The sequence below is a fragment of the Lacihabitans soyangensis genome (assembly GCF_024343775.1).
GTDB lineage: Bacteria > Bacteroidota > Bacteroidia > Cytophagales > Spirosomataceae > Leadbetterella > Leadbetterella soyangensis.
In genome coordinates, this window is sequence record NZ_RJUF01000180.1 from 21565 (window position 1) to 47756 (window position 26192).

Here is a 26192-nt window from a genome sequence, read left to right on the forward strand (position 1 = left end):
CCTACATCAATTTACCCAAAATTCTAGTTTTTTGGTATAGTGATTGTCCAGAAATAGTTAAAATATTATTACTGGATGAAAAAAATTACCAAAGAACTTGAACAAATAAATTCCACATTTGAGTACGGAAGAAGCTTGGGAATCGTAAGAGCAGTGGCAAAGAATGAAGATTATGATGGGCGAAACCTTATGTTGGGTAGTAAGGAAACCATATTTTTTGGAAACTGCAGTTACATGGGACTGGATCAAAATCAAGAAATTAAGGATGCAGCTAAAAATGCAATTGATAAGTATGGAATGTATTTTTCCTCTTCGAGGACATTTGTTGGTTTAGAATTATTTGAGCAAATGGAGGAAAAACTGGAAGAAATGTTCAACAAACCAGTTAACGTTACAACCTCAACGACTTTTGCCCATATTTCTAATTTACCCATACTCATCGGTCAAAATGACGCAATAATTCTGGACAATTACGTTCACAGCAGTATGCAAACTGCTGTAAATATGATGAGAAACAATGGCGATCACGTTGAATTGCTCAGACACAACAGGTTAGATTTGCTGGAAGAAAGAATAAAAACACTTGGTGCCAAATATGACAACGTTTGGTATATGATAGATGGCATTTACTCCATGATGGGCGACGGTGCCCCTATGAAAGAGTTAGAGTTTTTGATGAATAAATACGAGCAGTTTTATGTTTATGCCGATGACGCCCACGGTACAAGCTGGACTGGTAAAAATGGCGTTGGCTATGTATTAAATGAAATCCCATTTCATGAGAAATTATTTATAGGCATGTCTATGTCAAAAGGTTTTGGAACTGGTGGTGGATTGATGGTTTATCCAGATAGAGCATCAAAAGAACTTGTAAAAAATCTTGGTAAGACCATGATTTTCTCTGGTCCACCACATCCAGCAGCTGCGGCAGCGGCCATTAAATCTGCGGAAATACATATGCGGCCAGAATTTGCTGATTTACAATTAGATCTAAAGAGGAAAATTGAATATTTTTGGAAAAAAGCCATTCAGCTGAATTTACCTTTAAGTGGAAATTATAGAACTCCAATATTCTTTATAGGCTCTGGAAGTACTGAAAATACCGCTTTTACATCAAAAATGTTGCTTGACAACGGTTTTTTCGTTTCACCTTGTACCTATCCAAGTGTTCCGAAAAACAAGACTGGTATTCGAGTAACTTTGTCGAGATATATTACGATTCAAGACATTGATAATTTGCTAGAGATGGTCAATCACATCTTTATTCAGCTGGAGACTGCAGGGAAACTTGACAGAGAAGTAGTTAAGAAGAGATTCTTGGAGAAAAGTACGACTGATTTGGTTACGATGTAAACCAATCAATACCCTCCAAAATATTTTCTAAGTGACCATTCGATGGCTGCAAATGCCACCAAAAGAGCTAGAATCCATCGAAGGTTTATAAAGTCTTTGAGTTCTTCGTTGCTCACAACTTTGTTTATTAAACCTTTATTTTCTAGGCTTTTACGAAGTTCTATGATGTTTTTGTAGTTCACAAAATCACCGTTATTTTCATTCGAAAGTGTTTTGAGTAGATTGTGGTCGGCTACGAGATTTTCTGACTCTAGATCGGTTTGGGTTACTAAAAATTGACCCGTAGTGGTTTCATTTTTACCCAAAATGTTGGCACTCGCATCATATTTGTAAAGGCCAGCGGGTAGATTTGAAAGTTCGAATCTTGAAGATTCGTTGGTTATTTTGAAGCTATATGTCTTTTCAGCACCTTTTTCGTCTTTGACCTTCATGGTGATATTTTGGTCATAGATTCTTTCAAAGATATTATTGTATGCTTCCGCCTCAAAACCGATTCTTTGATCGATGCTGAAAGTTTCTAAAGTTGGATATACTCTCAATTTGCTCTTGTCTTCTTTGATAGAAAGCAATTGTAAAGTTTTAATAATCAGTTCGTCTACCTCAGATTGCTGTTCGCTCAAGGCATACTCCTCAAGTCTCCATTGCCAAATGCCTTCTCCAACAAAAACGGCATTATTTACCGAACCACTCAAATTCATGGCCAACATTGGCCTACCTGTATTGATATTTCCTATTTTTTGAAATAGTAGAATTTCAGCCCCTGGAAAAGTTTTGTATTCTCCAAAAGGTACAGAGATTGGTGGTAATTTTTCTAACAAAGCAGTGGTGCTGGAAGAAACATTAAACCTCTGAAACAAATTATTGAGTTGACTGGTGGTTTTATCTAGCTTATTGATCTGTGAGTTTATACCCACCACGTTTTGCATTCCATTAAAAGATGGAATGTTTGTTTTGCTTCCGACCACAAAAAATGTTGGCTTTTTCTTTGAAAGCAAGGTACTTACAATACCAGTAGAAGAACCATAAACGTCTGGCACTTGATGTAAAATGAGAATATCAAAAGGGTCTTTGCCAATCTGGCTTGGCTCAGTGGATTGAAGAATTTGCACTTGAAGCTCAAACAAATCATTCTTTTCAATCATCGACTTGAAGGCCTTGATATCGGGGTGTGGTGCGAATGCTAGAAAAAGTATTTTTTCTTTACCATTTACTACATCCAACACGAAGTCTTTGATATTATTTTTGATAGAAAATTCGCCTTCGACACTCTTTATTTCAGCTATATACCTTTGTTTACCCACTTTATCAGCCATCAATTCAAAAGACGCAGTTTGAAAATCTTCTTTCTTGGTAATGGAAATTTGTTTTTGTGATAATACCTTACCTGTTCCATCTTTGATTGTCACATTCGTGAGTTTACCAGGTAGTAGGTAAGCCGAAATATCTACGTTTACAGTGAATTTATTGCCCAAATAGGCCAATTTGTTAGCCGCAATTCCCGAAATTAAAATGTCTTTTTTTAGTGTAGTGTCCCCGAAACCTACCGTATGTACATTAAATGGGTATTTTTGAAAGGTTGGGGAAACTCCGTCATTGATGATTCCGTCTGAAACGAGAATAACATCACTCAGATTTTGACCCTCATAATTGTTTTTTAAATCACCAAGGACACTTGAAAGATTAGATTTGCCGAGATTGAACTTGGTTTCATTTATTTGTTCGGATTTGTCATCGCTCAACGTTCGTAATTCTAGTTCAAATCCTTTTTCAGTCAGGCTCTCTTTCAAAGCTACAATTCCCTCAAAAACCTCGTTGATGGCTTTTTTACCTCCTTGCAACATTGACCTAGAGTTGTCAAGAACCAATACCACTTTGGGTTTGATGATATTGTTTGAAATGGTTTTGATAAGCGGATTCAGCAGTAAATAGGCCACTAAAAACGTCAAAATTCCCCGAAGTGCGGATAAAGCAATTTTCTGATTTCTTGAAAAGCCTTTAATTCGGAAATAGGTGAACAATGCAAATAACAAACCCAAGCCTACACATAAAAAAACATACCAAATTGGAGTTTGTGATACTATCTCGGGTCTCATTCTTTCGTTTTTATCTAATTAACTGGATTCTGCTTTCGAAATTACATTAACATACCGCCATCAACAACTAAAACCTGTCCTGTAATATAAGAAGACGCGTCAGAACCTAAGAACAAACAGGCATTGGCTATGTCTTGCCCTTGGCCAGCTCTTTTAAGAGGAATAGACTTAGTCCATTCTTTTAGTTGCTCTTCATTTAATTCACCTGTCATTTCGGACTCAATAAAACCAGGTGCAATAGCGTTGCTGCGGATATTTCTTGAACCCAATTCTTTGGCCACAGATTTCGTAAAACCTAAAATACCGGCTTTTGAGGCTGAATAATTTGCTTGGCCAGCATTTCCCATCAGACCCACAACCGATGTGATGTTAATGATAGAACCCGCCTTGGCTCTCATCATAGGCTTGGTGGCGGCCTTTGTAAGATTGAAAACAGACTTGAGGTTGATTCTCAATACGTCGTCCCACTGTTCTTCTGACATTCTCATGAGAAGTGTATCGCGAGTAACACCGGCATTGTTAATCAGAATGTCTAGATTACCGAAATCGGCTACGACTTCTGTTACCAACTGCTCAGCAGCAGCATAATCCGAGGCGTCCGAACGATATCCTTTTATTTTAGTACCGTATTTGGCAAGATCTACCTCCAAAGCCTGACCTTTTTCAACCGATGACAAATAAGTAAACGCTACATTAGCTCCATTTTTTGCAAATTCTTCGGCTATAGCTCTACCAATTCCTCTCGAAGCACCAGTCACCAAAACAGTTTTATTATCAACTTTCATATTTGTTTTTTTTTGAATTATTACCTTCAACTATCATTACAATCTCGCCTTTTACGGTTCGAGTTGCAAAAATAGCAAGAATTTCTGATAAAGTACCCCTGACGGTTTCTTCATGTAGCTTAGAAATTTCACGACTTACCGAGGCTGTTCTCTCACCACCAAAATATTCAATGAAATTTTCAAGAGTTTTTACGAGTCTGTGTGGCGATTCGTAAAAAACCATGGTACGTTTTTCTTCTTTTAGTTCATTTAGCTTGGTTTGACGTCCTTTTTTGACCGGTAAAAAGCCTTCAAAAGTAAAGCTGTCTGTCGGAAAACCTGAAACTACCAATGCAGGAATAAGGGCAGTTGCACCAGGCAGACAAATAACCTCTATTTCATTTTGAACACAGGCTCTAACCAACAAAAAGCCTGGGTCGGAAATACCAGGTGTACCAGCATCCGAAATCAAAGCTATGCGTTTTCCAGATTTTAAGATGTCAATGATTTTTTGAACAGTTTTATGTTCATTGAATATATGGTAACTCTGAAGTGGTTTGGAAATTTCAAAATGTTTAAGCAAAACACCCGATGTTCTGGTATCTTCTGCGAGTATTAAATCGGCATTTTTGAGCTCTTCTAACGCTCGGAGTGTTATATCCTTTAAATTACCGATGGGTGTTGGAACTAAAACAAGAGACATATTTCCTAAAGTAGCTTGTGTTCATAAAAAATTAATAAAAAAATCGAAGAAATATTTCTAATTGGTTCAAAATTAGATAATTATGTACATAACCATTAAAAACCATAAAATGATACTTCTAATTTTCGCCCTGATTCTTGTCCTATTTATAACAATTTTCTCAAAATTGAAAGTAAAAAGGACAAATAGTGTTCCTAAGGAATATTTATTAGCATTGAGAAATCGCCCAAAATCTACAAATTACTGATTAGTAAATAATTATGCACATTTCTGCCAATTAGACTGAATCTTTGCTTTTATTATTTGTTGATAAATGTTTGAAAATAGGAATAACAGGATAAAAATGACCTGATATGCCGTATATACCAGGATTCAGTTATAGACATTTCATAAACATTTCAACATTCTAGTAATCAGCAATTTGACTAATTTTCCTATTTATTTGGTAACATTTCGGAGTCCTTACAGATGAATAATGAACTGTACTAAATACGGACTAGACATAATTAAAAAGCCCTTTTAGTTGTTCTAAAAGGGCTTTTCAGCAGAGAGAGAGGGATTCGAACCCCCGGACCTTTGACAGTCAACGGTTTTCAAGACCGCCGCATTCGACCACTCTGCCATCTCTCTAAATTGTTGGTCGTTCTTAAATCGGATGCAAAGATAGGAGTATTTTCTGTCAAGGCAAACTCCATTTTGATTTTTTTTTAAGATTTCAAGAATTAAAATTAGAAGTCTTTAATTGTCAACTATTTCTGTCGGAATATTTTTTTCCTAATTCAAAAAAAATATTCTGGCAACACTATACTGAATCAAAAACTGAAAAAATATTAACCTCTTTGGCATACTTGAACAAAGTCACAGAACTTACATTGATTATTATCTTCGGTTTGTTCAAACATTTGAGTCTTATCAAGAAGTTCTTCGGTGATACTTGACAACATAGACGTGGTTGCCTCCATGATTTCGAGGTGGCTAAAATCCGATTTGTTAAAAGTTAAATTAGCCGTAAGATTGCGGAATGAATAAATAATAAGCTGAATAGTATTCATGTCTATTCTTTCATCGAACTCTTTTTCTAAGCTATTTAAATTATTACTAATGAGGTAGTAATAAATGATAAGCTGCCTAAGTTTCGATTTTTCGGGATCCAGAAGTATTTGTGTGAGACTTAAGTCTTTTGTCAACAGCAGGTCCCTTTCAGCTACTTTGCCTGTTTTGTAATCAATGACTTTCAGAAACGATCCCGTGGACTCTATTTTATCAATTACACCCTTAAGCTTAACATTTGTTTCACCAAAAGTATCGATGGCGAAAAGTTCTTTTTCAATGCCTAGAACTTTAAATTTCTCTGAAAACTCGTTTTCTCTTTTCGAAAAATATTTTTCCAGAATTTTCTCGACAACAGAAAGCAAAATGAGATTCATTCCGTTGTCAAAATCGAACTGTTTCTGGTTTTCTTTGATGGCTATAGCCAATTCTTTTTGAATACTTTCCTTTTGTTTTTTTAATTCTGCAATGCCTAATTCCGCTTTTGATACAAGAAATGGTATGTCCAGATTCTCTAAAACTTTGTGGACAATAGTACCGAAAACATCCGTACCAATCTGACTCTTCAATTCGTCCTCATTTCTGATTTTCTGAATGTATTTCCAATAAAACTTTAAGCTACAACTTAAGTAATCATTTATAGATGTGGCACTTAAGCCTTTTGAACTCAAAAAATCTTGAATTCTGGTTAAATTATCTTTTTCTACAAAAATGCCAGTTTTAAAGGCCTTGTTTTCAGTGTTTTGAAAATTTAAAACAGGGTATGAAACCTTAATTCTAGGATTATATACTATCAATTCCTCTTCTACCTGCCTAATAAACCTGCTTTTTTCTTTGTTTCCGAGGGCTTCTGAGGCTCCGTTGAGATAGATAAAATTCAGTTTGTTGGCCCTTTGCAATAACCTAAAAAAATGGTAGGCCATGATGGCGTCTTGGTCTGAGTACAGTGGCAAACCGAATATTTTGCTGGCATCGAAAGTGAAAAAAGAATTGATTTTCTTCGCTGAGGGCAAATTACCTTCGTTGAAAGTCATGATGGTAACACATTCAAAATCAATGCAGCGGGTTTCCAACATACTCATTATCTGCAGCGGCGTATCGGACTCTCCTTCAAACGGAACTCGTTGGTTTTTGAGTAAGTCTTCTGTTAAGGACCTAAAGGATTTGAAGTTTAACTCCACTCCTGCTTTTATCTTTTCTTTGATAAGATTGATTTTGTTTTTAAGCACATTGGCAAAAACAAACTCTAAATCACCAAAGTCTTTAAATTGAACGTCAAAAAATCGATTAATCACCAATTCAATGGCTGAAATACAATCATTTACAGACCCTTTCTTGAAAAATATATTTATAATTTCCGAAGAAACCTTGTTTTGGGCCAACCAGTCGAGATCAAAAAAAAGTCTCTTGCTTTTGGCAATACTATTTGTTAAAGCATTCAATTGCTCCTCTCCTATTTCATTAATTATCAAAACATTAAGAACAGGATTTTCGATAATTTTAATAAAAGTGGTTTGGTGATTTTTGACCGTATCATTGTGTTCGTGATACTGAAAACACGCTATAATTAATCGTAAAATTTCGGCAAATTGACTATTAGAAATGGGTAAACCAATAGAAATGTTGAATGGTAAAGCTAAAGACGGAATATTTAATAAAAGTGGCAAAAATTGATTTTCGTCCAATACCACTATTACATGTCTCTTATTGGCCGACTCCATCGCCAGGTTTGATACTAATTTGGATTGCAGGCTGTCGTTGTTGAGCTCAAAAATTCTAACATCCTTTTTTGTATCCTTCAAGTAACTGTTTTGAAAACTCCATTTTCCGAATTTCCCTGATTTTTTATAGGCCCTTAATTTTTTTCCAGCCTTATTTTGAGAATTCATGTAAAAATCGTCCGTATCCCAGATACATTCTGACTTTTTTGCTTTCTCTAAGGTTTCAATAATCTTCTCTTCAGCTCTACTTAGGGCATTCAGACCCACGAAATAGAATTTTTTAGACTCCTGGCCAAGAATTAGGCTTGGATTTTCGGCAACTTTCCTGTAAACCATGCCTCTATAGCATGTTTTATTATCCAGCAATTTCTGGTTTAGCTGCTCGTAAACCATCGAGATTTTATCGAAAAAACTAAAATAACTCTGAGCTGTTGTTGTAAAAACGTAGTCCTCGCTTAATTCCCACCGACTAATAGCATCGGCTTCACTCATGTATTTGAATAGTAAATGAGGATGTTCTACTAAAGAAAAATCAATATTTTCGAAGTCTTTCAGCAAAGTGGGAACCCACGACATGAACTTCTCAAAGCTTTGTCCAGAATCTAATTTTGAAAGAATATCATAGATTTCGAAGTACAAATCGACATTATCGAGGGTGGTAAGCCCCGAAACTCTAAGTATAAAATCATCAATCGATTCTATTCTTGGTGCGAAAAAAGGTAGCTCTGATAAGTCCGAAAGGGCTTTCTTCAAGAAAAAAACCGCCCTTCTGCTTGGTAAAATAACCTGAAGATGTTGTAATTCATTTTTGGAATGATTACTGAAAATGGTTTGAGCGGCTATTTCTAAGAAAGATTGCATAGTTCATTTTAAAGCCGCAATATCAAACTTATTCCGCTTCATTCAAAGCCTCTTTGTAAACTTTTAAGGCTCTTTCTCTTGCCATTTTATGGTCAACAATAGGCTTGGTATAAGTTGGACTAAGATACTCTGGGACCCATTTTTTGATGTACTCAAGGTTTTTATCAAATTTGAGCGTCTGAGATTCTGGATTGAAAATTCTAAAATATGGTGCGGCATCACAACCACTACTTGATGCCCATTGCCATCCGCCATTGTTGGCAGAGAAATCAAAGTCATTGAGTTTTTGTGCAAAATAGGCCTCGCCCCATCGCCAATCTATAAGTAAATGTTTACACAAAAAGCTAGCCACCACCATTCTTACTCTGTTGTGCATAAAACCCGTATTATTCAGCTCTCTCATGCCAGCATCTACCAGCCAGTAACCTGTTTTGCCTTCACACCAAGCTTTAAACTCCGCTTCGTTGTTTCGCCACGGAATTTTGTCATAAGCTTTCTTAAAGGCCTTTCCGGCATTTATTTGTGGGAAATTTGCCAAAATATTCATGTAGAAATCTCTCCAGATGAGTTCGTTAAGCCAAGTTTCGCTGCCAAACATCAATGCGTATTGCACACATTTACGTGTACTTATGGTGCCGAACCTGAGGTGTATGCTCAACCTACTCGTACCTACAATTGCAGGGAAATCCCTCTTTTCCTTGTAGTTCAATAGAATTTGCTTCGATAATGTGGGTTTCTGAAACTCAATTTCGGTTTTTTCAAAACCTATATCGGTCAGATTCATCGCATCCATCTTCACTATTTTCAGGAAATTATTGAAGTACTTCTCAGTAGGATACGATTTTTTGTAAAAGTCATTTAATTTCTCTTTCCATTTTCTTGAGTACGGAGTAAAAACCGTGTAGGGCGTTCCTGTGGCTGACAATACCTCGTCTTTCTCAAAAATACACTGGTCTTTGAAAGTGTGAAAAGTGGCGTTTTGGGCTTGGCATAGCTTGTTAACTTTCCCATCTCTAATTAAAGCATATTGCTCATAATCATGGTTACAATACACTTTTTTGACATTGTATTCCTTGAAAATTGAGTTCCAGATTTCCATTGGATTCCCATATTTCACCAAGATGTCTGATTCGAGTGCATTAAGTTGAGTTTTAATAGAAGAAACGGCCTGATGAATAAAATCTACTCTTCTATCTTTCTTATTTTCAAGTTTGTCAAGGATATTTTTGTCGAAAATAAAAATTGGAAGAACTTTAAGGCCTGATTTCAGTGCCCTGTAAAGCCCTGCGTTATCGTCTAACCTAAGGTCTCGTCTAAACCAAAATATCGCAATTTCTTCTTTCATATATTACATTATTTGAACTAACTTTGGAGCATTAAACATTGTTTAAACAAAATCACCTTACAATTATGAAAGCACTCGTTTTAACCGCCTTCTGTTTTTGTTTTGTTATGGCTAAAGCTCAAGACTTGACTTTGGCCGACCAAGTTATCGATAAATATTTGGAAGTAACCAAAATCAAAGCCAATGCCGGTAGTATTACTGACCTGGTCATGAGTTTTACCTCAGAGTCTCCAAGAGGGGTAGCCGAAACTGAAATTAAGTACCAATTTCCACTCAAATACAATATGACTGTATTTGCCAATGGAATGGAGTTGATGTCCAATATATATGATGGAGACAAATTAGCTAGGAAAAGTAATTTTGGCGGGGCAAATCAGGACCCTAAAACAGGTAGTGCGGCAAAATCTGAGGCTCAAAAATCAAATCCTTTTTTCGAGTTAGATTATAAAAATCAGGGTTTTACGGCTACCTTGTTACCCAAAGAAGGTGATATGTATGTGATTGAGTACAAAGACCCAGAAGGGAAGACTTGGAAAGATTATTTTAATGCAAAGACAGGATTTAAAGATAAAACTTGGATGAAGGTTGAAAGTCCGAGGGGGACCTCAGAAATAACCGTTTTGTATGAAAACTACAAGGCATTTAAAGGAAGCGAAATTTTATTCTCGGCCATCAAAAAGCAATCGGCTCAAATGGGTGAAATAACCAATGAGTTGCAATCAATTAAAGTAAATAAAGGCTTGAAAGCCAAAGACTTCGAGATAAAATGAGTTTTGACAATTCCCAAAAAATAGGAATTCTGGGTGGAGGACAGTTGGGTAAAATGTTGATTCAAACCGCATTAGACCTTGATCTTGACATTAGTGTTTTGGATAATGATCCTGATTGCCCCTGTAAATCCATCGCAACAAATTTTGTAAAAGGTGATATTTCGGATTTTCAAACGGTGTATGATTTTGGAAAAGACCTAGATGTTTTGACCATTGAAATAGAAAATGTGAACATCGAGTCCCTTAAAAAGCTTGAGTCTGAAGGAAAAAAGGTATTTCCGCAGCCACATATCGTTGAGAATATAAAAAATAAGTGTACCCAGAAACAATTTTTTAAAGACCACGATATTCCCACCTCGGAATTTATTTTGGTTAGTGGTCTTAAAGAGATTGCAGACAACAAAGAATTTCTGCCTGCGGTAAATAAAATCGGTGTAGGTGGTTATGACGGAAGAGGAGTCCAAACTATCAGAACCGAAGCCGACATCGAAAAGGGATTTGATGCTCCAGGTATTCTTGAAAAATTTGTCGATTTTGATAAAGAACTGGCTGTTATAGTTGCTCGTAATTCAGACGGGGAAATTAAGACTTTTCCAGTAGTTGAAATGGTTTTTCATCCCGTGGCTAACTTAGTGGAGTATTTGTTTTCTCCTGCCGCTATTTCTAACCATATTGCAGAAAAAGCGAATAAAATTGCCATCCAAACTATAGAAGCTTATAGTCTTGTGGGGCTTTTAGCCGTAGAAATGTTTGTTACTAAGTCTGGTGAGATATTGGTTAATGAGGTAGCTCCAAGGCCTCACAACAGTGGGCATCATACCCAAAAAGCCAATTTGGTTTCACAGTACGATCAACATTGGAGGGCAATACTAAATCTACCTTTGGGCGATACAAAAGATATTTCGATGGCTGCCATGGTCAATATTCTTGGAGAAGAGAACCATGAAGGCATAGCTCAAGTAGAGGGTTTAGAAAAAATATTAGGCCAAGATAATGTATTTCCTTTTTTCTATGGTAAGAAAAAAACCAAACCATTCAGGAAGATGGGACATGTGAGTATTTTAGCCGATGACTTTGATAAATTAAAAGAAAAGGTCAATTTTGTACAAGAAAACTTGAAAGTTGTTTCAAAAAAATAGAATTATGGTTGGTATAATAATGGGGAGCATTTCTGACTTGAAAGTTATGCAAGGTGCGGTAGATATTTTGGAGAAATTTCAAGTAAAGTATGAAATAGAGATAGTTTCGGCACATAGAACTCCCGAGAAAATGGTTTCTTACGCATCAGAAGCAGAAAGCAGAGGCCTAAGTGCCATAATAGCTGGAGCTGGTGGGGCGGCACATTTGCCAGGTATGGTGGCATCTTGCACGGTTTTACCAGTGATTGGTGTACCGGTGAAATCTAGCAACTCTATTGATGGCTGGGATTCGGTATTGTCTATCTTGCAAATGCCCAATGGCGTGCCGGTAGCAACAGTTGCCCTCAATGCCTCCATGAATGCTGGTCTGTTGGCTATTCAAATAATGAGTACGGCTGATTCTGAGCTCAGGAAGAAATTACACAATTACAAAGAAGAATTGAAAGAGAAAGTGAACCAAATGAATGTTGAATTAAATAGTGCAAAATAATGGAATTTGAAGACAGAAACCCCAAACCCGAAACCCCGAACAGTGGCTTACCAATGGCCGTTTTATTGGTCTTAGTAGGTATCATTTGTTTATTACTTTATGCTGGATGGCATTTGATGTCTGATGACGCATCTAAAGCAAGCGATCTTGGTCAAGAACCTGTTGTTGTTGAAAAAATGCAGGATTCAGTCGTGGTAGATACAGATACCACACTTAGCTCAGCTCCAGTTTCTGTTGAAACCGAAGAAATAAAATCGGAGGAGTTAAAAGCAGCGGTAAAATCTGTAGAAACTGAAAAACCTCTAAATATTAGTGGTGAAAAATTATCACATACGGTGAAGGATGGTGAAACGTTCTATGGTATTGCCAATAAGTTTAATGTTTCGGCCAATACCCTGAAGAAACTAAACCCAAGTGTTGAGCCAAGTGGAATTAAAGTTGGCGTTACTAAACTTGTTATTCCTATTCAGGGATATCACGTAGTTGGGCCTGGAGATATTCTTAAAGTAGTAGCTAAAAAATATGATATAACCGTTGAAGGTTTAATGGCAGCAAATGGAAAGACCAAGAATTTTGCTGAAAGAGGCGAAAAACTAATAATCCCTAAAAAGGTTAAAGAGTAAAATAAAGTTTAAAATGAAAAAGCCTGATAATTTAGTGATTATCAGGCTTTTTTGTTAGTTATTTATATTGTCAAGATCAATTTTCCATAAAAGTGAGTACTGCTAGGGCAGCGATAGCAGATGCCAGAATGATATTCCAAGTCCTTTTGGACCTCTCTGTTTTATAATTCATTATCAAAAACATCCCCAAAAGTGCTATAATTAGAAAGAACAACTTAAAGGTTTTGTAAAAACTTTGTGGAATTTGATAAGACATAAATAAGGCAGTGAGAATAGAAATTGCCACACCAATTTTTAAATAATTTAATGCCTTTGAACTGCTGATACTCATATTTCGCTTGGTTTAATGTTATTATCTGTTTCTTGTTCTGTTTCCTCCTCTGTCATATGTTTTACAAATTCATCATCAAGAGGTTTCATGTCTAAAAATCGTTTTTGAAAAATCAAAATTGCCGCTACACCACAAAATATACAAGCATCGGCAAAATTGAAAATCGGTGTTAGGTGATAGTTCCCTCCTACTACCGGCACCCACTGAGGCCAAACCCCGTCTAAGAAGTTAAAGTAGAACATATCTATCACTTGACCGTGAAACCATGGTGTAGATGCACCTTCAGCGGCATTTCCTACTAGAAATACACCATAAAATATACTGTCGATGAGATTACCGATGGCACCGGCCAAAATAGCTCCAATAGCCCATAACAAACCATTATCGGGTGTTTTCTGAGCTTGGTGATTAAGGTACCAGCCTATTGCAAACATTGCCACCAACCTAAAACTTGTCAGAATCAGCTTACCATATTCTCCGCCTAATTCTATACCGAAGGCCATGCCTGGGTTAGTGACGTAGTGGAGCTTTAAAAAATTGGGTATTAAATCAATGTTGCCAAAATGCTGAGGAACTACGATGAAGTGCATCCAAAGTTTAAGTACCTGATCAATGATTATCAATAATATGGTGAACAGAAAATATTTGTAGGATAATTTCATACTTTGTTATTGCTTCTTCTTTTTAATTCTTTCTTTAGTAATAAAAACTCACGGCTGCTTTGTCCTGCTATTGATGTATTTTCATCGGCTCTTCTAAACAAATATGGCATTACCGCTTCTATTGGACCATAGGGAACATATTTGGCAACATTATAACCTTTTTTGGCTAAATTATAAGAGATATTGTCGCTCATGCCCAAAAGTTGAGCAAAATAAACACGTTGATCTCCAGAATCCAAACCTTTTTTGTTCAACAAATCTACTCCTAACTTACAACTGGTCTCATTATGCGTCCCGCAGCATAGACTTACGGTCTCTATGTTGTCCATACAAGCCTCTAATGCCAAATTAAATTGCTCATCGGTTTTAGCTTTGTTTTCATTTATGGGGTCTGGGTAATTCAATTCCTCAGCTCTTTTTCTCTCTTTTTCCATGTATGCACCCCTCACAAGCTTTGCCCCTATTTTAAAGCCGCCCGCTTTTGCTTTCGAAATGTGTTGCATCAGTATTCCCAAGCCTTCGTTTCGATAGAGTTGGTAGGTGTTGTAAATATATGTTGCACCGCCTAAGTTATATTTTTCCATTTTTTCCAAAACCAGAGCGTCTATGACCGTTTGGATCCATGTTTCTTCGGCATCAACAAACAAGCGTATTTCACATTCGGATGCCTTTTTACAAATATTTTCAAATCTCTTTTTAAAGTTCTCCCATTGCTTTTCTTCCGTCTCGGACAACTTATTACCAACCTGTACTTTGGTCAAAAGGTCTCTGGAGCCTATTCCCGTAATCTTAAATACCGAAAAAGGAATCTCCTCTTTATGTGATTTACCATAGGCAATAGAAGCAATCACCTCGGCCTCAGTTGCATCAAAACTTTTTTCATCGTCCTCGCCTTCCACAGAATAATCCAAGATTGTACCCACTGAAAACCTATGAAGATTTTCAATTGTATTTTTACAATCTTCGATTGTTTCGCCACCACAAAAAAGTTCAAAAATGGTCTGTTTTATTATTTTTTTTATGGGCAAACCAAATTTTAAACTGTATTTAATAAAAAAAGTACCTATCTTTACGAGCCAATTTTGGTTCATTAAAGCGAAAATGGCATAGTTTTTTTTCAGTTTTTCGATACTTTGATTTTCAAAAGCGACTTTTGTGTCCGAAAAATCAATTTCTAGGCGTTCCATTTTATTTTGAATGTTTGTCGATGATGCTGCAAAGATACCTATTAGGATTTAAATAATAATGTTTAGGGATATACAATTGACATCCGTGTCGGTTTTTTTAATTAATTACAGATGAAAGCAAATTTAGATGTTTTACCTTTAGATAGTTGGGTAAACACCGGTGGAAAACCTCTTATAATAGCCGGGCCATGTAGTGCAGAGACAGAGGAACAAGTTTTAGAAACAGCTCGTGGAATAGCCAAAAATGGTTTTGCTCACATATTGCGTGCTGGAGTTTGGAAGCCAAGAACAAGACCAGGTAGTTTTGAAGGAAAAGGTGAAGAAGCTCTTCCTTGGTTGCAAAAAGCAAAGGCCGAAACTGGACTAAAAACAGCTGTTGAAGTTGCTACTCCTCAGCACGTTGAGTTGGCTTTGAAATACGGTGTTGATGTACTTTGGATTGGTGCTAGAACTACTGTAAACCCTTTCAATGTTCAAGACCTTGCTGATTCACTAAAAGGTGTTGATATTCCTGTATTGATCAAAAACCCAGTAAACCCTGACTTGGCCTTGTGGTTAGGTGCTTTTGAAAGAATTGCTGGTGCTGGTATCAATAAAATGGGTGCTATCCATCGTGGATTCTCGAATGCACAAGAAACGAAATATAGAAACTCGCCAATGTGGCAAATAGCGGTTGAATTTAAGACATTCTTCCCGCAAATACCAATGATAGGTGACCCAAGTCACATGGCTGGTAAAAGAGCCTACCTTGCTGAACTAACGCAAAGAGCGATGGACTTAAACTATGATGGTTTAATCATAGAATCTCATAGAAATCCTGATGAAGCTTGGTCCGACGCCTCTCAGCAGTTGACACCTGATGCTCTGGCAGAAATGTTAAAGTCTATCGAATTTAGAAACGCTACTTACGGTAGTGATTTCCAAAGTGAATTGGATAGATTGAGAGAAAGATTGGACAATCTGGATAGAGAATTACTAGAAGTGTTGGCAAGCAGAATGTCTGTTGTAGAGCAGTTGGGCGAATACAAAAGAGACAATAACGTAGCTGTACTTCAATTAAATAGATGGAAACAAGTTCACGAATCTCGTGCAGACTGGGCCAAAAGCTTGAATCTGTATCCTGAAGTTGTGGAGGAGTTGTTCAAACTGATACACATGGAGTCAATTCGGAAACAAACCGAAGTTATGAATCAACAAAATGCATAATAATTAAAGCCTTCCTCGGAAGGCTTTTTTTTTGAAACCATGTTATTTTTGTGTGTCAAAAAAACAGCCAATGCAGAAAGAGATTGAATTTTTCGAAAGACACTTTAAGGGATTATTTGAACACGAGCTTTTAGAGGAAATGCAAAAAGTAGGTAGTTACTTAGAGTTGGATGCTGGAAGTTATCTCATGCGGGCAGGTGGGTATATTCGCTCCGTACCCATAATTTTAGAAGGCACCATTAAAATCCTTAGAGAAGATAAAGATGGAAAAGAGATGCTGCTCTATTATCTATCTGGCCTAGACAGCTGTGCGATGTCTCTTACTTGCTGTTTATCTTCAAAGATTAGTGATATTTCCGCCTATGCTGAGGAAAAAACGAAGATGATTTCTTTTCCTTTCGAAAAAGTAGAAGAATGGATGTGCAAGTACAGCAGCTGGAAGGTTTTTGTATTTCAAACCTACCAAAAACGCTTTGACAACCTTTTGGAAACCATCGATTGCATAGCCTTCAATAAACTAGACCAACGATTGGTGTCTTTGATTAAAAAGAAAATAAAGGTGACGGGAGGTACAAAAATATTATACTGTACACACGAAGAACTTGCCACGGAACTAGCCACCTCACGGGAAGTAGTTTCTAGACTACTCAAACAACTTGAAAAAATAGGAAAACTAAAGCTTTCAAGGAATAAAATTGAGATGTTGTAAAGGACTTTTGCAATATTTTATTTTGTTTTTTTTAAAAATATCAACTTATTTTATTTTGTTGCCCATAGATATCCCAAAGTTTCTCGGATTAAAATTGTTCCTGTTATAAATAGGTACCCAGGCTAGGCCAAAAAACAACGAAGGAGTCTTTTTGTAATATCTATAACCTAAACTAAAAGTACCATAGTTTTTTGATAGGTTATAATCTCCTAATCCTAAGATTGGGAATGCTGATGAATTTTTTTTGGAGAGGAAGGCAGTTAAGCCAGTTCCAAACTCCAAATGATGTTTATTTTTGCCCAATAGGTAATTCAAGGAAATCGGAATAATGTTTCCTCTCAAAACTATAAAATCACATTCCTTACAAGCAAAAGCATTGCTCATACCATATCCGATTCGGAAACCTAATCCGTCATCACATTTCAAAAATCTTGAGTCGAAGTTAACCGAAATCAAAGAAGTTTGTCCCAAAATTTCTCCAAAAATAACAGGATTTCTGCTTTGAGAAAAGGTGTAAAGTGGAAGAAATATTGTAAGGAGAATTGTGTAGTGTTTAGCCATTTTTTTAAGTTATATTTTTATTCCAACTTATAACATTTTGGTTAAGCATAAAAGGGTTTTTTCTATTTTATGTTAACTAAATAGGCAATTTATCCAGATTCGATTACAATAATATAAAACTTATTAGATTGAAATTTCAATTTATTTAGCCTAGAGATTGTATTTGCGGACATTCTAAAAATGATTTCATAGCTCTTCACAATCCAATTCCATTTCTATAAACTCCTTCAAATTTTTAACCGTAATATAAATTTCTCAGTGATTTAAATCCGCTAAATAAGATTCATTTGCATCTCGAAATCGAAAAACATAAAATTTGTCGTTCGAAACATGAAAACTAAAAATTTAAAACTATGGGAAAACAATTGAGCAGGTTTAGTACGCTAAACCTCAACAAGGTCAAGCAGTTGCGTCAGTTCAAAATCAAGTATGACAACGTACGGAATTTAGAACTCCTCGACAAAAACAAGGATTACAAAGTGGAGAGCTTTAACCAATTTAGGTTAAAAATCGACCCGGCCATCTTCAAAATTCTTACGATTTGGGGCAGAACGAGACCTACATTTAATTCTGATGAAGCCTACCTCCAAAACTACTCCAGCTTACACTATCCCAAAGGAAAAGTGGCTATTGTGGTCAATTCCGGAATTTACGATGCTGTAAGGTCCTCTATCAATCAATATGTGGTTGATCTGGCCAGAGAAGGCTACTTTGGGCTGATTTACACGGTAAATGGGGCAAGTCCTTCAGGTCTTAAAAATCATTTGAAGAGTATTATTGGCCTAAAAGGTGCTGTTTTTGTAGGAAATGTCCCTGTAGCTTGGTTTGAAATGTCTGATGATTTCTATGGTGCAAGTTCAGAATTTCCGTGCGATTTGTATTATATGGATCTCAACGGCAATTGGACTGACCCCGATGGAGATGGTAAATTCAGCTCACATACCGGAAATGTTCAGCCCGAAATTTGGATTTCGAGAGTCTGGACACCAACGGATGAGGGTAATAATACTCAACAAATTAATGAATACTTTATCCGAAATCACCAATTTAGAGTAGGCTTGGCTGGTTGCTCACGTACGGGTCTGAGCTTGATAGACGACGATTGGGAGCATTTCGGCGATTGCTCCATGGATTCTTTCTTACCCGCAGCGAATATCGAAATCATTACCAATCCAGCTCAGACTACTGGAGACAGATATAAAACCGAAATACAAAGTATCAGAGGCTGGGCTACCATTGGAGCTCACTCCTCTCCTAACGGTCATTCATTTCAAAAAACGGGTGGAAGCGATTGGGTACCGAATACCTATCTTCGTGATACACGTCCGCCAAAGGCATTTTTCTATAATCTTTATGCTTGCAGCAACACCAGATTTACCTCAGACAATTTTATGGGAGGCTGGTATATTTTCGATAACCCAGGTGGTGAACAATGCCGTGGATTAGCTGCGGTTGGCAGTACCAAAACAGGTAGTATGCTCTATTTTGAGAATTTTTATACACCAATGGGTTCAGGAAAAGTAGTGGGTGAAGCCTATAAAGATTGGTGGCTAGCACTAGGGCCTGACCATGACCTAGGTGAAAGACAATGGTTTTATGGCATGAATTTACTCGGTGACCCAACTATCAATTGGTGGACTGGGGCGGTGCCTGTTCAAATTGGACCATTAAATGAAACCGTTTTCAACCATTTTCCAAGAGCCACCACTTTCACTTGGGCGGCAGTTCCGATTAGCGGCGTTACCTACACCATCGAGGTGGATGCATTTGGTGCCAGAAACTCTGGTCAATGGGCCACGCAAACGGGCGAACATTGGCTGGTGCAGTCAGGCATAACCGGGACAAGTTTTAATCACAATTTCGTAGGTGCCCAACGAGGCCGCTGGCGTGTAAAAGCCAACATATCTGGCCTGAACCTTCCTTGGAGCGAGTGGCGGTATTTCAAATATACGAAATAAAAGGTTAACTAAATGAAAAAGCACCCATGATAATTTATTGTATTGTGGGTGCTTTTTGTTGAAAAGGGTAATTTGTTTGACGGATGGCAATCACATTTAAATATCTTAAAATAAAAATTTCACATTATTTTTACGAAGAGGTCACTATCATTTTAATTTTGTTGACCACTTATGCTAGAGTGAAATACTCTACCATCTGAATCAATAATTATTACCGATGGTTCAATACTGTAGTCGTTATTTGTTATCGGGATGCTCCATTTTAAAGTTCCATTTTTTGAGTCAACTGCTACCAATTTGTTGGTTGATGTAACGTAAACCTTATTATTATAATACACTGGTTATGTAATTATTTCCTCTCCATATCTCCAATTTTCCTTACCTGTTAATAGGTCAATTGAAAACAGTTTGCCATTTCCGACTGCGTAAATACTGTTCTGATTGACTTTCGGGGAAGAGTCAAAAGAAAAAGGGAAAGGACGACTCTTGTTGGTATTAACAGGAAATTTAAAAACCCACTTAAAATTTTTCTTGTTAATATCAAAAATTACTAGACTGGTCTGATTATTTATTATCAAACTTTGATCAATGTAAGTAGGCGAAGACATTGTTCTAGGACTTAATTCGAAGAGCTTATTGGATTTTTTAGATTGTGTATCGTATGTGAATATTTGCGAAAAAGGCTCATTTGTAAAATTCCTATTTTGGCAATGATAAACTTCTGTTCCATTTACACATGGTGATGAGTCATAGGAAGATGCGGCACTTACTGACTTTGGTCTGAAGCCGTTAAATTTAGTATTGCTATATTTACCTGTTAATACATCAATAATATAAATTCCGTCCACACTTCCAATGAAAATACTGTTATCTTTGATGGTCGGTGAGGAATCTCCAGCAAAAATCAGTTCATTTTCCCATACTATTTGACCTGTTGAGCTTTCGATACAATACAAAATTGCACTTGAGCCTCCCCAATTACTAGATGTAAAAAACACTTTATTGTCCTTTACAATTGGAGTGGACCGAATTCCCCTTTTTGTTGTAAATTCCCATTGGCTTTTTCCATTTATTATATCCAAGGCAATGAGTTTACCATTTGGGTAATTATTGGCTGGAACCAGAATCATTCCATTGGAGTAAGTTGGACTTCCGTCCATTCCCGATCCTGGATTAACAGGCAATTCTGTCTTCGAAATGATATTTCCAGATTTTGCATCAATTAAGGAGCAATTTGATTCGTCATCGCAAACAAAAACGTAATCTATTTTCTCAACACTTACATTTGAAACTTTTATATCTACCTGTGTGGAATCTTTTGAAAATTGATTGAATGCAATTAATTTAGAACTACAGTTGCCATTTTGTTTAAAACTAATTTTCGGATTTTTCTCGGTTGATGTTTGATTGTCACTAAACGACCATTCATATCTTAAAGTATTTTCTGATTGATTTTTAAACTCAACCACGCCATTTTCTTTAAGTTCGAATGTGAATTTTGATTTTGCAAGATTTTCAATAGGATTGATATCTGAAATACTTCTCTTACAACCCAGAAACAAAATAAGTGTAGCTGAGATTACTGTGTTTATTTGAAAAATCCTTTTGGAAGTCATGTTATATAGTGTTTATTTTGAACGAGTTAAGATTTATTTTTGTAGTCTTTTTCGAGTTTAAGTTTTAACTATTTAGAATAAGATTTTTTGACAGTGTCAAGTTCAGAAAAAGGAAATTGAAAAGTAAAAGGATTTTTTTGATATAAAATACTTTTTATACAGGCTCGAAACTGTCCTTTGAAACATCTTGTAAAACTAGTCTTATTGTATTTTTCAAAACGCAAAATGGCATAATTGCATCCAAAATTTAATACTTTTTGAGTAATTTCGACTAATAATAAACAACTTATAAAAAGATTAAAGCTTAACCACTTTAAAAATATACTTATTTGATAGTTTTTGAGCTAATGATTCATCATCGAATCCCTCTAAAATTAAATTTCCATCACATTCATACAAGATTGTAAAGCAATATTTTCCTTTGTCACAAATATAATTCTCCTTATTTCCATTTATCACTACAATTACAATTTCTCTGGGAGATCTTTCCTTGAAAAAACCAAGTCTTGAAAGACGCTGAGAATCAGATTTTTTCAAAAAACCATAGTAGACATGGTGATAATATCCTTTATGCTGTTCCCATTTTAAATAATGCTCATTGAAAACCCAAGGGAGTTCTTTCTCAGGGTTTTTTATATTACATTCAGAAATGAGAATACTTTGTTCTTTTTTGCATGAAAATATTAAGAAGATTGCGATAAGGATATAATTTTTCATTTCTATTAGTTCCAACACCTATAAATGAGATAATTTTTGCAGTAAATTTGACCGATTTGATTTAAGATATAAAAACTTTTACAATTTTGTATGGATCGAAAGCAAATAGCTTAAATGCTTCGCCAATTCGATGTCGACCAACCAAATTTGGGAACCTATAAAAATAGAAAATAAATCATATAACCTTCTACAAACGAATGTAACTCACCAAATCTTTTTTCAATTAGTGAAAAAAGAATTTAAAAAGCAAAAGGATTTATTGTTCGATATCAAATTCCTCTTTATCTAACTTCGGGATTGTTCTGCGGAACGATTCGAAGAGCGGTTCCTGCCACATAATAAGATTGATCCAGTTGAAGATTAATTTGCTCGGGACTTCGAGCCAATGCAATTCTGGAAAGCAAAAAAACAAATAAAATGCTTGTGCGTAATTTCATAATTTATAATCTTGTATGAGTTTGTTGTAACGATTTTTTATTTACAAACATCAGGAAAGTGCGTAATTCCCAAAAATAAGTGTTTCATGGAAACTTCGTATCTGCTGGACATATTTTTTTTCTTTCTGAATTTGGTTTTTTTAGAGGGTGTGTTATTTAGAATGTAAGAGGATATTATGGTTTTCTTTTTATCAAATGAGATACCTATTTTTTTGAAAAGAATGAGCTGATGTTTTAGTGAGAAGCAAAAGAGTTTATTTTTCGGATTAGAAATCCTCTTTATCAAACTTCGAAATTGTCCTGCGGAACATCTCCATAGCTGAACTAAAAAAACTCTTTGCATATAACGATTTCGGGCTTTGAATATGGTTGAGTTATGCTGTAAAAATGTTCATCTATTTCCAAAGTTCAATAAAAATAATAGGTTCTAAGTTTGTACATCACCTAGCCACTGGCAAAGCTTTTGTTTACTGTTTTTTTAAGTCTTAATCTCACTTTTTTTGAATTTTGTCAGCAGTGCTACACCTAACCAGTAAAATAATAAAAATGGTATCCCTGGAATGAAGAATAAAAATAAAATTTCAAAACCTTTTGGAATATTCATTTGAGTAAGAAGTATTACTGATGCTGAGATGATTCCTATTAAACTAAATAGTGTAATTAGTATTGGGCACCAAATTTTGATTTGTCCCAACCTGTATAATCGAATTGAAAGCAGTATTGCTAACGAGAACTGAATAAACCTGCCTAATACCCCAATATTTATGATAGCTATATTGTCATATTTTTTGCTGAATTCTGCAACTTTGTTACCTTGGTTAATCCATTCTTTTAATGCCTCTGGATATAAATAATGATGAGAAAACTCCCAGATAAATTCTGAAAAAGCAATGATAAAAATCAATGTTAATATCCGACAATTTAAAGTTGCGATTTTTAGTGCATTCCTTTTAATTAGTAATACAGAAAACGCAGCAAATAGTAATGCTGCAATGAAAAGAAAGATATATCTCAAATGTTCTCTTTCTGGGTGTTGAAGCATTTTAAGGCTAAGGTCAGGTGCTGATGCTAAACCAATTATGCCTGCAATTGGGCTTATTAGTAAAAAGAGCCATAACCCACCAATTACTAAAGCACCAAATGATTTGGAGTAATGCTTTGATAGAACGAACACAATCGAAACAAAAGCAATTGAAATAATTATCCATATAAAAACATATGACTTAAAACTGTTCGCTTCTACATATGGTGAATATTTACTTATAGGAATACCAACTAAGAATGGAAGTATAATTAAAATGCAGGTAGCCAGTGTTATTGATATTTTTCTTTTCATTTGAGCTATAATTATATTTTGATTATTAATGAAATTGTAGCCTATTTACCGCACACATCAGCAATAGATATAATTGATAAAAAAACGGTTTGGGCTAAAAATATTATTTATGCAAAGATTATAGAAATGAAAATTTGGATATAGTAAAAAAGCGACAACTTTAATAAATTATAGCATTTTCAAAATCAAATTTGCACGGAATTATACTTGTAAATTGTTTAAAATCTCGGAGTAGATGCATTTGGTCATAATAACCAACCATATAAGTAATATCAATCCAAGAAAGCGTTGGTGTTTTCTTTTTGATTTTCATTACTTCATTAAACTTTAAGATTCTTTGATATAATTTGGGGTTTACACCTGTTCTCTCAAAAAATTTCCTTTCAAACTGCCTTTTGCTAATACATGCATCAGAAGCTAATTTGTCTAATGAGTTTTGAAGTAACCCCTTTTGGTTTATTACAATATCAATAGGGTGTTTATAAGTCTTAACAGTTTTTAATTTGTCCATAAAAAACATGTCTGCAAAACCAGCCATTTCCTCGAAACTTATAGCATTTGTAATTTGCTCTCTTAGTAATTTGACATTTTTGCCCAAAACAGAGATTGTTTCTGTATGTACATTTGTAAATAAAGACATTGGAATACCAAACAATCTATAAAAACCACCTGTTTGAAAAATGATTTTAAACATAATATAATCGTTTGGGGTTAGCATATCAATTCTTGAAGTAGATTGACGGATTATGAAAGTATCATTTGTTTGAACAAATTCTCCATGAGTGTTGGCATAGGGCAAATTTCTGGGAAAAAAGCATACTGCTTCTTCTGGGGTTGGTGTGTTAGATAGGCTTATCGGAGAGGCATTTTGCCAATGCACATACCAGTACTCTTTTACAAATTCTGATAAACAAGGGTTCGGTTTTTTTTTTAGTAATTCAGACATTTTTTAAACTAAACTGGTTGCGAATTAATAAAAGGGGTTTGTAAAAGTCACCACCAACTTATAAAATACGTATCTAGGGATGTGTAAATAATCTTTATAATAAATGTTTCAAATGTTAATTTTGAATTTATTTTTATCTTTTTTGAAAACTTAAAGTACCAGTATTTTTTCGAATTAGGAAATTTTCCAAATAATTTTTTTGATAATTTGCGGCGGTTGTATCTAAAATTTTGGTCTGATTTTTTAAAATCATTTACATAAAAAAAACGACCCCTCACGAGGTCGTTTTCAAAACAAAACTAAAATATCTCTTACGCCAACACCTTAGTAATCAAGTCAGCAGCGTCTTTAAGCAATACGGCTGAGTATACTTTTAGGCCAGAGTCGTTGATGATTTTGGCACCTTCTTCGGCATTGGTACCCTGTAGTCTAACGATAATCGGCACTGGAATTTCGCCTATTGATTTGTATGCTTCAACTATACCTGCAGCCACCCTGTCGCATCTAACAATACCACCAAAGATGTTAACAAATATTGCTTTTACGTTAGGGTCTTTCAATATCAATCTGAAACCAGCTTCTACCGTAACGGCGTTTGCACCACCACCTACGTCTAAGAAGTTAGCCGGATCGCCACCTTTAAGCTTGATGATATCCATAGTCGCCATGGCCAATCCAGCTCCATTCACCATACAACCTACGTTTCCGTCTAGTTTTACATAGTTTAGGTCACTTTCTGAGGCTTCTACTTCCATTGGATCTTCCTCGGCTTTGTCTCTCAAGATGGCCAAGTCTTTATGACGGAACAAGGCGTTGTCGTCCAAACTCACTTTGGCATCAACGGCCAATATTTTATCGTCAGAAGTTTTCAATACTGGGTTTATCTCAAACATCGCCGAGTCGGTTTCTTCGTAAGCTTTGTAAAGGCTCATCAAGAAAGCTACCATTTCTTTGTTAGCGTTGCCCGTCATTCCTAGTTTGTAGGCCACCTTACGAGCCTGAAAGCCCTGTAAACCTACTCTTGGGTCTATCCACTCCTTAATGATTTTCTCTGGCGTGTGCTCAGCCACTTCTTCAATGTCCATACCACCTTCGGTAGAGGCCATTATGACGTTGCAAGCTCTGCCTCTGTCCAAAAGAATAGAAACATACAATTCTTTTGGCTCAGAATCACCAGGATAATAAACGTCTTCGGCAATCAAAATTTTGTTCACCACTTTTCCTTCAGCACCAGTTTGAATGGTCACGAGTGTGTTTCCAAGCAAATTCGTAGCGATGGTTTTTACATCATCAGCAGATTTGGCCAATTGCACACCTCTTTGCTCAGTTCCGACAATTTTGCCTTTTCCTCTACCACCTGCATGTATCTGAGATTTTACAACCGCAAACTTCGAATTTGTTCTTTCGGCTATTTGCTGATAAGCAGCAATGGCCTCTTCTGGCGTAGAAGCAACAATTCCTTGTTGAACTCTTACACCATATTTCGATAAAATTTCTTTACCTTGGTACTCGTGAATATTCATAATTTATTAAATAAAAATTGAACTTTTCTAATTTTTTGCCAAATTAGCAAATTATTATACTTTTTAAAAATTTATTTCGAAAAAATAAGCA

At 35.8% G+C, this 26192-nt stretch carries 23 protein-coding genes and 1 tRNA gene; 8 read left to right on the forward strand and 16 right to left on the reverse strand.

What is annotated here, in order from left to right; translation table 11 throughout:
* Nucleotides 1-75 precede the first annotated feature (75 nt).
* A complete protein-coding gene (locus EGI31_RS18860; RefSeq protein WP_255038708.1) occupies nt 76-1353 on the forward strand; it encodes an aminotransferase class I/II-fold pyridoxal phosphate-dependent enzyme in 1278 nt (425 codons plus the stop codon).
* 5 nt (nt 1354-1358) lie between these two features.
* Here the strand turns inward: EGI31_RS18860 and EGI31_RS18865 are convergent, their stop codons facing one another.
* The 6 genes from EGI31_RS18865 to EGI31_RS18890 form a co-directional block, all read right to left on the reverse strand.
* Nucleotides 1359-3446, reverse strand: a complete 2088-nt coding sequence (locus EGI31_RS18865; protein ID WP_255038709.1) for a vWA domain-containing protein — start codon at nt 3444-3446, stop codon at nt 1359-1361.
* 41 nt (nt 3447-3487) lie between these two features.
* Nucleotides 3488-4231, reverse strand: a complete 744-nt coding sequence (gene fabG, locus EGI31_RS18870; protein WP_255038710.1) for a 3-oxoacyl-[acyl-carrier-protein] reductase — start codon at nt 4229-4231, stop codon at nt 3488-3490.
* A complete protein-coding gene (gene rsmI, locus EGI31_RS18875) occupies nt 4221-4913 on the reverse strand; it encodes a 16S rRNA (cytidine(1402)-2'-O)-methyltransferase (RefSeq protein ID WP_255038711.1) in 693 nt (230 codons plus the stop codon). The genes fabG and rsmI overlap by 11 nt, the downstream gene beginning before the upstream one ends.
* A gap of 545 nt (nt 4914-5458) precedes the next feature.
* A tRNA-Ser gene (locus EGI31_RS18880) sits at nt 5459-5543 on the reverse strand.
* A 200-nt stretch (nt 5544-5743) separates the two neighbouring features.
* A complete protein-coding gene (locus EGI31_RS18885; protein WP_255038712.1) occupies nt 5744-8545 on the reverse strand; it encodes a PD-(D/E)XK nuclease family protein in 2802 nt (933 codons plus the stop codon).
* A gap of 28 nt (nt 8546-8573) precedes the next feature.
* Complete coding sequence (locus EGI31_RS18890) at nt 8574-9890, reverse strand: cryptochrome/photolyase family protein (RefSeq protein ID WP_255038713.1); 1317 nt, start codon at nt 9888-9890, stop codon at nt 8574-8576.
* Between the two features lie 65 nt (nt 9891-9955).
* Here EGI31_RS18890 and EGI31_RS18895 point away from each other — a divergent pair, with 65 nt between their 5' ends.
* From EGI31_RS18895 to EGI31_RS18910, 4 genes are read left to right on the forward strand one after another with little or no spacing between them, the layout of a single operon-like run.
* Complete coding sequence (locus EGI31_RS18895; protein ID WP_255038714.1) at nt 9956-10660, forward strand: hypothetical protein; 705 nt, start codon at nt 9956-9958, stop codon at nt 10658-10660.
* On the forward strand, nt 10657-11799 hold the full coding sequence (locus EGI31_RS18900; RefSeq protein WP_255038715.1) for a 5-(carboxyamino)imidazole ribonucleotide synthase: 1143 nt from the start codon (nt 10657-10659) through the stop codon (nt 11797-11799). The genes EGI31_RS18895 and EGI31_RS18900 overlap by 4 nt, the downstream gene beginning before the upstream one ends.
* A gap of 4 nt (nt 11800-11803) precedes the next feature.
* Nucleotides 11804-12289 carry a 5-(carboxyamino)imidazole ribonucleotide mutase gene (gene purE / locus EGI31_RS18905; RefSeq protein WP_255038716.1) on the forward strand — a complete coding sequence of 162 codons (486 nt, stop codon included), beginning with the start codon at nt 11804-11806 and terminating at the stop codon, nt 12287-12289.
* Entirely contained in the window at nt 12289-12912 is a 624-nt protein-coding gene (locus EGI31_RS18910; RefSeq protein WP_255038717.1) for a LysM peptidoglycan-binding domain-containing protein, read from the forward strand. The genes purE and EGI31_RS18910 overlap by 1 nt, the downstream gene beginning before the upstream one ends.
* A gap of 76 nt (nt 12913-12988) precedes the next feature.
* On the opposite strand, the gene EGI31_RS18915 is transcribed toward EGI31_RS18910, so the two are convergent.
* From EGI31_RS18915 to EGI31_RS18925, 3 genes are read right to left on the reverse strand one after another with little or no spacing between them, the layout of a single operon-like run.
* Nucleotides 12989-13243: a hypothetical protein gene (locus tag EGI31_RS18915; RefSeq protein ID WP_255038718.1), complete on the reverse strand. Its 255-nt coding sequence runs from the start codon at nt 13241-13243 to the stop codon at nt 12989-12991.
* Nucleotides 13240-13905 (reverse strand): lipoprotein signal peptidase, encoded by a 666-nt coding sequence (locus EGI31_RS18920; RefSeq protein ID WP_255038719.1) that lies wholly within the window; start codon nt 13903-13905, stop codon nt 13240-13242. Before EGI31_RS18920 ends, EGI31_RS18915 begins: the two co-directional genes overlap by 4 nt.
* Entirely contained in the window at nt 13902-15092 is a 1191-nt protein-coding gene (locus EGI31_RS18925) for a proline dehydrogenase family protein (RefSeq protein ID WP_255038720.1), read from the reverse strand. Before EGI31_RS18925 ends, EGI31_RS18920 begins: the two co-directional genes overlap by 4 nt.
* Nucleotides 15093-15203: 111 nt before the next feature.
* On the opposite strand from EGI31_RS18925, the gene EGI31_RS18930 reads away from it, so the two are divergent.
* Together EGI31_RS18930 and EGI31_RS18935 are read left to right on the forward strand one after the other, a co-directional pair.
* Nucleotides 15204-16298 (forward strand): chorismate mutase, encoded by a 1095-nt coding sequence (locus EGI31_RS18930; RefSeq protein WP_255038721.1) that lies wholly within the window; start codon nt 15204-15206, stop codon nt 16296-16298.
* A 70-nt stretch (nt 16299-16368) separates the two neighbouring features.
* On the forward strand, nt 16369-17007 hold the full coding sequence (locus EGI31_RS18935; RefSeq protein WP_255038722.1) for a Crp/Fnr family transcriptional regulator: 639 nt from the start codon (nt 16369-16371) through the stop codon (nt 17005-17007).
* Between the two features lie 45 nt (nt 17008-17052).
* Here the strand turns inward: EGI31_RS18935 and EGI31_RS18940 are convergent, their stop codons facing one another.
* Nucleotides 17053-17568 carry a hypothetical protein gene (locus EGI31_RS18940; RefSeq protein WP_255038723.1) on the reverse strand — a complete coding sequence of 172 codons (516 nt, stop codon included), beginning with the start codon at nt 17566-17568 and terminating at the stop codon, nt 17053-17055.
* 353 nt (nt 17569-17921) lie between these two features.
* Here EGI31_RS18940 and EGI31_RS18945 point away from each other — a divergent pair, with 353 nt between their 5' ends.
* Complete coding sequence (locus EGI31_RS18945) at nt 17922-19526, forward strand: C25 family cysteine peptidase (RefSeq protein WP_255038724.1); 1605 nt, start codon at nt 17922-17924, stop codon at nt 19524-19526.
* Between the two features lie 341 nt (nt 19527-19867).
* Here EGI31_RS18945 and EGI31_RS18950 read toward each other — a convergent pair whose 3' ends face one another.
* From EGI31_RS18950 to sucC, 6 genes are all read right to left on the reverse strand, one after another.
* Nucleotides 19868-21142: an outer membrane protein assembly factor BamB family protein gene (locus tag EGI31_RS18950; protein ID WP_255038725.1), complete on the reverse strand. Its 1275-nt coding sequence runs from the start codon at nt 21140-21142 to the stop codon at nt 19868-19870.
* Between the two features lie 297 nt (nt 21143-21439).
* Nucleotides 21440-21859, reverse strand: coding sequence for a hypothetical protein (locus EGI31_RS18955; RefSeq protein ID WP_255038726.1), 420 nt, complete (start codon nt 21857-21859; stop codon nt 21440-21442).
* Nucleotides 21860-22140: 281 nt separating this feature from the next.
* Nucleotides 22141-22296 carry a hypothetical protein gene (locus EGI31_RS18960; protein WP_255038727.1) on the reverse strand — a complete coding sequence of 52 codons (156 nt, stop codon included), beginning with the start codon at nt 22294-22296 and terminating at the stop codon, nt 22141-22143.
* Nucleotides 22297-22774: 478 nt separating this feature from the next.
* The gene (locus tag EGI31_RS18965; protein WP_255038728.1) at nt 22775-23632 is read right to left on the reverse strand and encodes a hypothetical protein; all 858 of its coding nucleotides are present in this window, start codon (nt 23630-23632) and stop codon (nt 22775-22777) included.
* Between the two features lie 160 nt (nt 23633-23792).
* Nucleotides 23793-24578: a helix-turn-helix domain-containing protein gene (locus EGI31_RS18970; protein WP_255038729.1), complete on the reverse strand. Its 786-nt coding sequence runs from the start codon at nt 24576-24578 to the stop codon at nt 23793-23795.
* A 311-nt stretch (nt 24579-24889) separates the two neighbouring features.
* A complete protein-coding gene (gene sucC, locus EGI31_RS18975; RefSeq protein WP_255038730.1) occupies nt 24890-26101 on the reverse strand; it encodes an ADP-forming succinate--CoA ligase subunit beta in 1212 nt (403 codons plus the stop codon).
* Between the last annotated feature and the right edge of the window lie 91 nt (nt 26102-26192).

What these genes read in the sequence shown, in the direction of transcription:
- EGI31_RS18860 (WP_255038708.1), top strand. Translation starts at nt 76, where the DNA reads ATGAAAAAAATTACCAAAGAACTTGAACAAATAAATTCCACATTTGAG.
- EGI31_RS18865 (WP_255038709.1), bottom strand. Translation starts at nt 3,446, where the DNA reads ATGAGACCCGAGATAGTATCACAAACTCCAATTTGGTATGTTTTTTTA.
- fabG (WP_255038710.1), bottom strand. Translation starts at nt 4,231, where the DNA reads ATGAAAGTTGATAATAAAACTGTTTTGGTGACTGGTGCTTCGAGAGGA.
- rsmI (WP_255038711.1), bottom strand. Translation starts at nt 4,913, where the DNA reads ATGTCTCTTGTTTTAGTTCCAACACCCATCGGTAATTTAAAGGATATA.
- EGI31_RS18885 (WP_255038712.1), bottom strand. Translation starts at nt 8,545, where the DNA reads ATGCAATCTTTCTTAGAAATAGCCGCTCAAACCATTTTCAGTAATCAT.
- EGI31_RS18890 (WP_255038713.1), bottom strand. Translation starts at nt 9,890, where the DNA reads ATGAAAGAAGAAATTGCGATATTTTGGTTTAGACGAGACCTTAGGTTA.
- EGI31_RS18895 (WP_255038714.1), top strand. Translation starts at nt 9,956, where the DNA reads ATGAAAGCACTCGTTTTAACCGCCTTCTGTTTTTGTTTTGTTATGGCT.
- EGI31_RS18900 (WP_255038715.1), top strand. Translation starts at nt 10,657, where the DNA reads ATGAGTTTTGACAATTCCCAAAAAATAGGAATTCTGGGTGGAGGACAG.
- purE (WP_255038716.1), top strand. Translation starts at nt 11,804, where the DNA reads ATGGTTGGTATAATAATGGGGAGCATTTCTGACTTGAAAGTTATGCAA.
- EGI31_RS18910 (WP_255038717.1), top strand. Translation starts at nt 12,289, where the DNA reads ATGGAATTTGAAGACAGAAACCCCAAACCCGAAACCCCGAACAGTGGC.
- EGI31_RS18915 (WP_255038718.1), bottom strand. Translation starts at nt 13,243, where the DNA reads ATGAGTATCAGCAGTTCAAAGGCATTAAATTATTTAAAAATTGGTGTG.
- EGI31_RS18920 (WP_255038719.1), bottom strand. Translation starts at nt 13,905, where the DNA reads ATGAAATTATCCTACAAATATTTTCTGTTCACCATATTATTGATAATC.
- EGI31_RS18925 (WP_255038720.1), bottom strand. Translation starts at nt 15,092, where the DNA reads ATGGAACGCCTAGAAATTGATTTTTCGGACACAAAAGTCGCTTTTGAA.
- EGI31_RS18930 (WP_255038721.1), top strand. Translation starts at nt 15,204, where the DNA reads ATGAAAGCAAATTTAGATGTTTTACCTTTAGATAGTTGGGTAAACACC.
- EGI31_RS18935 (WP_255038722.1), top strand. Translation starts at nt 16,369, where the DNA reads ATGCAGAAAGAGATTGAATTTTTCGAAAGACACTTTAAGGGATTATTT.
- EGI31_RS18940 (WP_255038723.1), bottom strand. Translation starts at nt 17,568, where the DNA reads ATGGCTAAACACTACACAATTCTCCTTACAATATTTCTTCCACTTTAC.
- EGI31_RS18945 (WP_255038724.1), top strand. Translation starts at nt 17,922, where the DNA reads ATGGGAAAACAATTGAGCAGGTTTAGTACGCTAAACCTCAACAAGGTC.
- EGI31_RS18950 (WP_255038725.1), bottom strand. Translation starts at nt 21,142, where the DNA reads ATGACTTCCAAAAGGATTTTTCAAATAAACACAGTAATCTCAGCTACA.
- EGI31_RS18955 (WP_255038726.1), bottom strand. Translation starts at nt 21,859, where the DNA reads ATGAAAAATTATATCCTTATCGCAATCTTCTTAATATTTTCATGCAAA.
- EGI31_RS18960 (WP_255038727.1), bottom strand. Translation starts at nt 22,296, where the DNA reads ATGAAATTACGCACAAGCATTTTATTTGTTTTTTTGCTTTCCAGAATT.
- EGI31_RS18965 (WP_255038728.1), bottom strand. Translation starts at nt 23,632, where the DNA reads ATGAAAAGAAAAATATCAATAACACTGGCTACCTGCATTTTAATTATA.
- EGI31_RS18970 (WP_255038729.1), bottom strand. Translation starts at nt 24,578, where the DNA reads ATGTCTGAATTACTAAAAAAAAAACCGAACCCTTGTTTATCAGAATTT.
- sucC (WP_255038730.1), bottom strand. Translation starts at nt 26,101, where the DNA reads ATGAATATTCACGAGTACCAAGGTAAAGAAATTTTATCGAAATATGGT.